Raw genomic sequence first — 7,185 nt, 5'->3', positions numbered from 1 at the left:
GATATAGCTCTCCAGGGCCTTGATCATGGTAGGATCATCATGGCCCAGGATATCCAGCTTCAGCAGGTTGTGGTCGATGGAATGATAGTCAAAATGGGTGGTGATGATATCCGTACTGGTATCATTTGCCGGATGCTGCACCGGCGTAAAGGAGTTGATGTCCTCCCCGTGGGGCAGGACGATGATTCCTCCCGGGTGCTGGCCGGTACTGCGGCGGATGCCGGTACATCCCTGCACGATCCGATCGATCTCGCAGTTCCGTTTGCGCTGCCCCCGCTCCTCGTAATAGTTCTTCACATAGCCAAACGCAGTCTTGTCCGCCAGAGTGGCGATGGTCCCCGCCCGGAAGGTCTGTCCGGTGCCGAAGATCACTTCCGTATATTTGTGGGCGCTGCTCTGGTAATCCCCGGAGAAATTAAGGTCGATATCCGGCTCCTTGTTCCCTTTAAATCCCAGGAAGGTCTCGAAAGGAATGTCAAATCCGTCTTTTGCCAGCATTTCCCCGCACACCGGGCACTTTTTGTCCGGCATATCCCAGCCGCAGCCGCCGGCGTATGCTTTCACTTCCTCTGACTCAAAATCACTGTAATGGCAGTTCCGGCAGTAGTAGTGGGGGCTTAAAGGATTCACCTCCGTGATCCCCGCCATGGTGGCCACGAAGGAAGACCCAACCGATCCACGGGATCCCACCAGATAGCCGTCCTCGTTGGATTTCCACACCAGCTTCTGGGCAATGATATACATAACTGCAAACCCGTTGGAGATAATGGAGTTCAATTCCCGCTCCAGCCGCTCCGTTACCGTTTCCGGCAGGGGATCTCCATACATGGCATGAGCCTTTGCATAGCAGATGTCCCGCAGCTCCTGATCCGAATTCTCGATCACTGGAGGACATTTGTCCGGGCGCACCGGCGAGATCCGCTCGATCATATCCGCGATCTTATTGGGATTCTCGATCACCACCTCCCGGGCCTTGGCAGACCCCAGATACTCAAATTCCTCCAGCATCTCGTCCGTGGTATGGAGGTAGAGGGGCGCCTGCTCATCCGCATCGGTAAATCCTTTCCCCGCCATGATGATCCTGCGGTATACCTCGTCGCCGGGATCCAGGAAATGGACGTCGCAGGTGGCCGCCACCGGCTTGCCAAACTCTTCCCCCAGCCGGACGATCCGCCGATTGATCTCCCGTAAGTCCTCTTCGCTTCGCACATTTTCCACCCGGTCGCTTCCGATCATAAACCGGTTATTCCCCAGGGGCTGGATCTCCAGATAATCATAGAAATTCACGATCCTGGCGATCCGCTCCTGTGAACGGTCGTTTAAGATGGCCTGATAAAGCTCTCCCGCCTCACAGGCGCTTCCCACGATCAGCCCTTCCCGATATCTGGCAAGCTCGCTCTTTGGGATCCTGGGATGTCTCCCAAAATATTCCAGGTGGGATTTGGAGATCAGGGTGTAAAGGTTCACCCGCCCGGTCTCGTTTTTCGCCAGGATGATCACATGATAGGAGGGAAGCTTGCGCACCATGTCCTTACTCTGCGCCCCAAAATGATTGAGATGGGCAAGGTCATGGATCCCCTTTTCCTTCAGCATCTCCAGGAAACGGACGAAGATCTCCGCCGTGGCCCCCGCGTCGTCCACCGCCCGGTGATGATTCTCCAGGGAGATATGGAGGGCGCCTGCCACCACGTTCAACTTATATTTGGACAGGGTGGGGAGCAGGATCCGGGCCATGGCCACCGTATCCACAGAAGTGAAATCCGGTGTGATATCCTGGTACCTGCAATTCTGCTCAACAAATCCCACGTCAAAGCTGGCATTGTGAGCCACCAGCGCCGCCTCTCCGATGAACTCCAGGAACTGGGGAAGCACCGTCTCGATCCCCGGCGCCTCCATCACCATCTGGTCGGTGATGCCGGTCAGCTGGGTGATGCGGAAGGGAATAGGCACACCCGGATTCACAAAGGTGCTGAACCGGTCTGTGATCTTGCCTCCTTCCACCTTCACCGCGCCGATCTCAATGATCTTGTCCTTGATAGCGCTGAATCCTGTAGTCTCCAGGTCGAAGACCACATAGGTCCCGTCCAGGGACTGGCCCTTCTCATTGACCGCCACATCCTGGAGATCGTCCACCAGGTAGCCTTCTACCCCGTAAATGATCTTAAAGGGATCGTCTTTGTCTAAGCCCTCAATATAGTGATTGGCCTCCGGGAATGCCTGCACCACCCCGTGATCCGTAATGGCGATGGCCTTATGGCCCCAGTCATGGGCCCTTCTCACGATATCCTCCACCTCGGAAACCCCGTCCATATCGCTCATCTTGGTATGGCAGTGGAGTTCCACCCGCTTCTCCGGCGCCGTGTCCTTCCGGGACTCGGTAAAATCCGGGATCTTACGGATACCGGTCACCGATCCGATGGTCAGCTCCCCGTCGAATTTATCGATGGTGGTCACGCCTTTCAGCTTGATAAAAGCCCCGGGACGGATATCCGCCAGGATATCCGCCAGCTGGTCATTGCGGACGAACATCTTCACCATAATGGTATCGGTAAAATCCGTCACCGCGAACATGACAATGGTCTTCTCATTGCGGATCTCCCGGGTCTCAAACTTGATGATCTTGCCCCGCAGGGTGATCTCTCCCATCTCTGACACCACCTGAGCCAGTTCAATGGGTTCGTCGTCGAAGAACCGCCCGTAGATCTGATTTGGATCGTCGCTTTTGCCCCAGGTTGTCCCGGATTTCCGCTCTCTGCTCCCATGGCGGCCGTATCCGTTCCCCTTGCGGTCTGTCGGTTTGGAAGCGGTTTTGGCGGATTTCTTCTCCCCGGCGTCTTCCTTCTTTTCCTCCCCTGCTTTCTCCTCCCGGGCCGCCTCCGTCTCTTCCAGGATGGCTTCCACCTCCTGGCGCAGCTTTTCCTCATTGTACTTCAGCCGGCTCTCTGCCTTTTTCTCATAGAGCACCCGGACTTCTACCGGACAGCCAAACCGCTCCCGGTAGACTTCTTCCAGATAGGCGCACAGGGATTCCTTCTTCCCCTGGGCCACGATAGAGTCCTCCAGCTTCAGGCAGAGGATATTTCCGTCAGAAAAAGAAATGTCCGCATTCTGCAGCATATTCCGCTCCACCACACTGACCCGGTCCAGCTCCTCCAGGAAGCTTTCATAGTATTCACTCATAATATTTTCCGGAGTATACTGAGCGGAGAGGGTAAATTCCTCCTCCACCCGGATCTGGATCCTGGCACGTCCAAAGAGCTGCTCTTTCAGCAGCTCTTCCAGTTCGTAGATGCGGGATTTCCGGATCAGATGTCCACTGCGGATCTGCACCCGGATGTAATCTCTCCTTTTGTTAGTCGCCACCTTGCACACATCCACGCCGTGGAACAGAAGTTCCAGTTCTTCATTTACTTTTAAAGTGGGAAATACTTCGAAAAACTTCTTACTCATTCCAGTGCAGCAGCTCCTGTCTCAACGTCTCCAGCAACTCGTCTTCTTTTACCTTCTTTACAACCTGGCCTTTCTTGATCAGAAGGCCTTCCCCGATGCCTCCGGCGATGCCGATATCCGCCTCTTTGGCCTCCCCCGGTCCGTTGACCACGCAGCCCATCACTGCCACCTTCAGATCCAGGGGGATATCCGCCACCATTGCTTCCACCTGATTGGCAAGGCCGATCAGATCGATCTTGGTCCGTCCGCAGGTCGGACAGGAGACTACTTCGATCCCGCCTTTGCGAAGGCCCAGGGTCTTAAGGATCAGCCTGGCGGACTTGATCTCTTCCCTGGGATCTCCGGTAAGGGATACCCGGATGGTGTCGCCGATGCCCTGGTGCAGGATCAGGCCAAGGCCGATGGAGGACTTAATGTTGCCCGCCAGAAGCGTCCCGGACTCTGTGATCCCCACGTGCAGCGGATAAGGACATTCCTGCGCCACCATTTCATGGGCCTCCACACACATCAGCACATCGGAAGACTTGATGCTCACCACCAGGTTGTCATAGCCCATATCCTCGATCATATGTACCTTCTCCATGGCGCTCTGGGCCAGGCCCTTTGCCGTGACCCCTCCATATTTCTCTACCAGCGGCTTTTCCAGGGAACCACTGTTGACGCCCACCCGGATGGGAATGCCTGCGGCTTTGGCCTCGTCCACCACCGCCTGCACCCGGTCCCGGTCTCCGATATTGCCCGGGTTGATCCGGATCTTGTCCGCGCCGTGCCGGATGGCTGCGATAGCCAGCCGGTAATCAAAATGGATGTCCGCCACCAGCGGGATATGGATCTGCTTCTTGATCTTCTCCAGAGCCTCCGCCGCCTCCATGGTAGGCACCGCGCACCGGATGATCTCGCACCCTGCCTGCTCCAGCCCGAGGATCTGGGAGACTGTGGCCTCCACATCCTCTGTACGGGTATTGGTCATTGACTGGATGGCCACCGGGCTGCCTCCGCCGATGGTCACTGTGCCGATCCGGATCTTCTTCGTCTGCTCCCTGCGTATCATAATCGTTCCTCCTACATCTGATATAAAGAGCCCTCTACCTGTCACCATACCAGCCGGTGATAAATAGAGGGCAGTTCCTTCTTGCGCTCCTTGCTGCTTACTGTCTGATCAAAATGATCTGATCCCCGTACTCCCGCTCAGACAGGGTAAGGGTATCCTGATCCACACTGTAGTCAAAACTGTCGTCCAGGGACTCTGCCGCCGTTTCCATACTCTCCTGCGTCAGTTTTCCCTCCGATTCTTCCGCCGCCTTCCGGATGGCCTGAAGATCCTTCTCAATGGTGACAGTCTTTGCATCCCGGTCTATGGTATACTTCATCGGCACCTGGATCACCTGCCCGGTCTCCGCCTCTGAGACAGTGACAGACGCTGTTCCGTCCGGCTCCACGCTCAGGCTGATCTTCCCGTTCTCGTCCTCCCAGCTGCCTTCCAGTGGGTTCGTCGTAAATAATTTCGTAAGCAGAAATATCACGACCAGGACTATCAGGACAGAAGAAACCAGAAGCGCCATCCTCCACAGCCGGCTTCTCTTCGCCTCATCATTTTTCGCTACGATCATTGTTCCTGTTCCTCCTTAAGTCAGTGGTTTTCTGTCTTCAAATAAATTATAGGTGGTTTCAAAGTTGGTGTCAACGGGAGAATCCCATGTTCCGTTTCGGAACTTATTGGCAACACTTTGTTGATATTCGCCACTTTCCATGTTCTTTAACGCAACAATTGGTAAAATATAGCAAAACGTGCGAGAAGGAGAATGGTCATGTCACTTGACAAAAAAATCAAAACACTGCGCCTGGAATACCACATGACCCAGGAAGATCTTGCCCGGCGGCTCAACGTATCCCGCTCTACCGTCGCAGGGTACGAAACAAAGAACCGTCAGCCCTCCCACGAGAAGCTGGCGGCCCTTGCCGGTCTTTTTCACGTTTCGGTAGATTATCTCATTGACGACAGTTCTCCCTCTATTCCTCTGCGGGAAATCACTTTTCCTGAAGTTGAACAGCGGCTTCTCGCCCAGTACCGCAATCTTTCTCCCAGATCCAGGGAAGATCTCTTCTCTTATCTCCATCTTCTGGAGTTAAGGGATCATGCAGAACCGGAAAACTGACCTCTTCTCCATCACGCCTGGAGCGCTTCGATCTCGGACGGTTCCGGCATGGAGCGGATGGCGCCTTTTTTCATGGTGATCAGCGCCGCGCCTGCATTGGCATAGGAAAGGATCTCTCCCAGGCTTTCTTCTGTAAGTCCCTCCAGGCCGTATTTCAGCAGACCGTGGATGGCGCACCCGCAGAAGGTATCTCCGGCTCCGGTGGTCTCAATGGCTTTCACCTGATATCCTTTTCTTTCCACCCGCAGATCCTTATAATAGACCCTGCTGCCTTCTTTGCCCATGGTCAGGAAGATCACCGGGATCTGATAGGTCTCCTGGAGACAGCGGATCCCCTCGTCATAGTCTTCCTTCCCTGTCACAAACTGGATCTCATTGTCAGAGATCTTCAGCATATCACAGTAACGGAACCCATACTCCATCATCTCTTTGGCTTCCTCCAGGGAATTCCAGAGGGGCGGTCTTAAATTAGGGTCGAAGGTGATCAGGCACCCTGCCTCCTTCGCTGCCTCCAGCGCCTTTTTGGTGGCTGTCCTTACCGGTTCGTCAGTCATGGACAGCGTCCCGAAGTGAAACACCTTTGAGCTGCGGATCAGATCATAATCCACTTCGTCTTCTGTCAGCATCATGTCCGCTCCCGGATTCCGGTAGAAGGAGAATTCCCGGTCTCCGTCCGGGAAGGTATGGACAAAAGCCAGGGTGGTATGGGTCTTCTCATCCAGCAGAAGCCCTCTGGCGTCGATCCCCATCTCTTCAATGGTATCCTTCAGAAGCTGCCCGAACTGGTCTTTTCCCACCTTGCCGATAAACGCCGTTTTTCTCCCCAGCTTATTCAGCATGGCAAGCACGTTGCAGGGCGCTCCCCCGGGGCAGGCTTCAAAAAGGTCGTTGCCCTGCTCACTCTTCCCGTTCATGGGAAAATCGATCAGAAGCTCCCCCATTGCTGTTACATCATACATTTTTTCCATCTTCTCTCCTCCTTCTCTCTTATTCATCCCCAAGCTTTGAGGCGATAAACCATCCGATGGCAAAGGTGACCGCTCCGGTTACAATAGCGACAACAGAGAAACCGCTCCAGTCCGTCTTCAGAAGGATGGCTATCGGCGAAGCCAGGATCAGTCCCAGGATCGCCCAGTAGGCATGGGTCTCGGCTCTCTGGAAGATAAACTCGATGATCTTGGCGATCAGGAAGATCCCGATCACCACCCCGATCCCAAACGGGACCAGGATCAGCAGATTCTCTATCAGCACCGGCATATCCAGAGACAGTGCCGCCTCCACGAAATCATTGATACTCTCCAGGATCGTATTATAATAACCCAGCACCATCAGCATCATGGAGCCGCTGACCCCCGGCACTACCATGGTAGCCGCGGCGATGATCCCAACTGCCAGAAGCTTGATCACATTAAGAAGGCTGAAGCTTACGTCCGCCGCCGCTCCTTCGGTCTCCCCCATAAGCGCCATGGCGATAACGATAAGGAAAAACACCAGGAAGGCCGCGATCATTCCCGGTTTTACTGCCTTCCCCTTCACATGGGTAAAGATAAAAGGAACACTTCCCGCGATCAGGCCGCAG

6 protein-coding genes are annotated in these 7,185 nt (G+C 54.8%); 1 reads left to right on the top strand and 5 read right to left on the bottom strand.

What is annotated here, in order from left to right; all coding sequences use genetic code 11:
- The 3 genes from ACML7B_RS10620 to ACML7B_RS10610 form a co-directional block, all read right to left on the bottom strand.
- A partial coding sequence (locus ACML7B_RS10620; protein WP_418541171.1) for a PolC-type DNA polymerase III occupies window positions 1-3,450 on the bottom strand: 3,450 nt, incomplete at its 3' end.
- Complete coding sequence (ispG, locus tag ACML7B_RS10615) at window positions 3,443-4,501, bottom strand: flavodoxin-dependent (E)-4-hydroxy-3-methylbut-2-enyl-diphosphate synthase (RefSeq protein WP_418541169.1); 1,059 nt, start codon at window positions 4,499-4,501, stop codon at window positions 3,443-3,445. The genes ispG and ACML7B_RS10620, both read right to left, overlap by 8 nt.
- Window positions 4,502-4,598: 97 nt before the next feature.
- Window positions 4,599-5,060, bottom strand: a complete 462-nt coding sequence (locus ACML7B_RS10610) for a hypothetical protein (protein WP_346707898.1) — start codon at window positions 5,058-5,060, stop codon at window positions 4,599-4,601.
- Window positions 5,061-5,258: 198 nt separating this feature from the next.
- Between ACML7B_RS10610 and ACML7B_RS10605 the strand changes: the two genes are divergently transcribed.
- Entirely contained in the window at window positions 5,259-5,606 is a 348-nt protein-coding gene (locus tag ACML7B_RS10605; protein ID WP_346707897.1) for a helix-turn-helix transcriptional regulator, read from the top strand.
- A gap of 11 nt (window positions 5,607-5,617) precedes the next feature.
- Here ACML7B_RS10605 and ACML7B_RS10600 read toward each other — a convergent pair whose 3' ends face one another.
- Entirely contained in the window at window positions 5,618-6,574 is a 957-nt protein-coding gene (locus ACML7B_RS10600; protein WP_346707896.1) for a carbohydrate kinase, read from the bottom strand.
- Between the two features lie 19 nt (window positions 6,575-6,593).
- Window positions 6,594-7,185: undecaprenyl phosphate translocase family protein (locus ACML7B_RS10595; protein WP_418541166.1), on the bottom strand; the 592-nt coding region annotated here is incomplete at its 5' end.

The sequence above is a fragment of the Massilistercora timonensis genome, from assembly GCF_048354975.1.
In the GTDB taxonomy this organism is placed as follows: Bacteria; Bacillota; Clostridia; order Lachnospirales; family Lachnospiraceae; genus Massilistercora; species Massilistercora timonensis.
The sequence above is the reverse complement of the archived record's forward strand: the minus strand, read 5'-3'. Positions and strand labels throughout refer to the sequence as shown.

Bases quoted from the DNA above. Each gene is read 5' to 3' on its own strand.
- ispG (WP_418541169.1), bottom strand. From the start codon at position 4,501: ATGATACGCAGGGAGCAGACGAAGAAGATCCGGATCGGCACAGTGACC.
- ACML7B_RS10610 (WP_346707898.1), bottom strand. From the start codon at position 5,060: ATGATCGTAGCGAAAAATGATGAGGCGAAGAGAAGCCGGCTGTGGAGG.
- ACML7B_RS10605 (WP_346707897.1), top strand. From the start codon at position 5,259: ATGTCACTTGACAAAAAAATCAAAACACTGCGCCTGGAATACCACATG.
- ACML7B_RS10600 (WP_346707896.1), bottom strand. From the start codon at position 6,574: ATGGAAAAAATGTATGATGTAACAGCAATGGGGGAGCTTCTGATCGAT.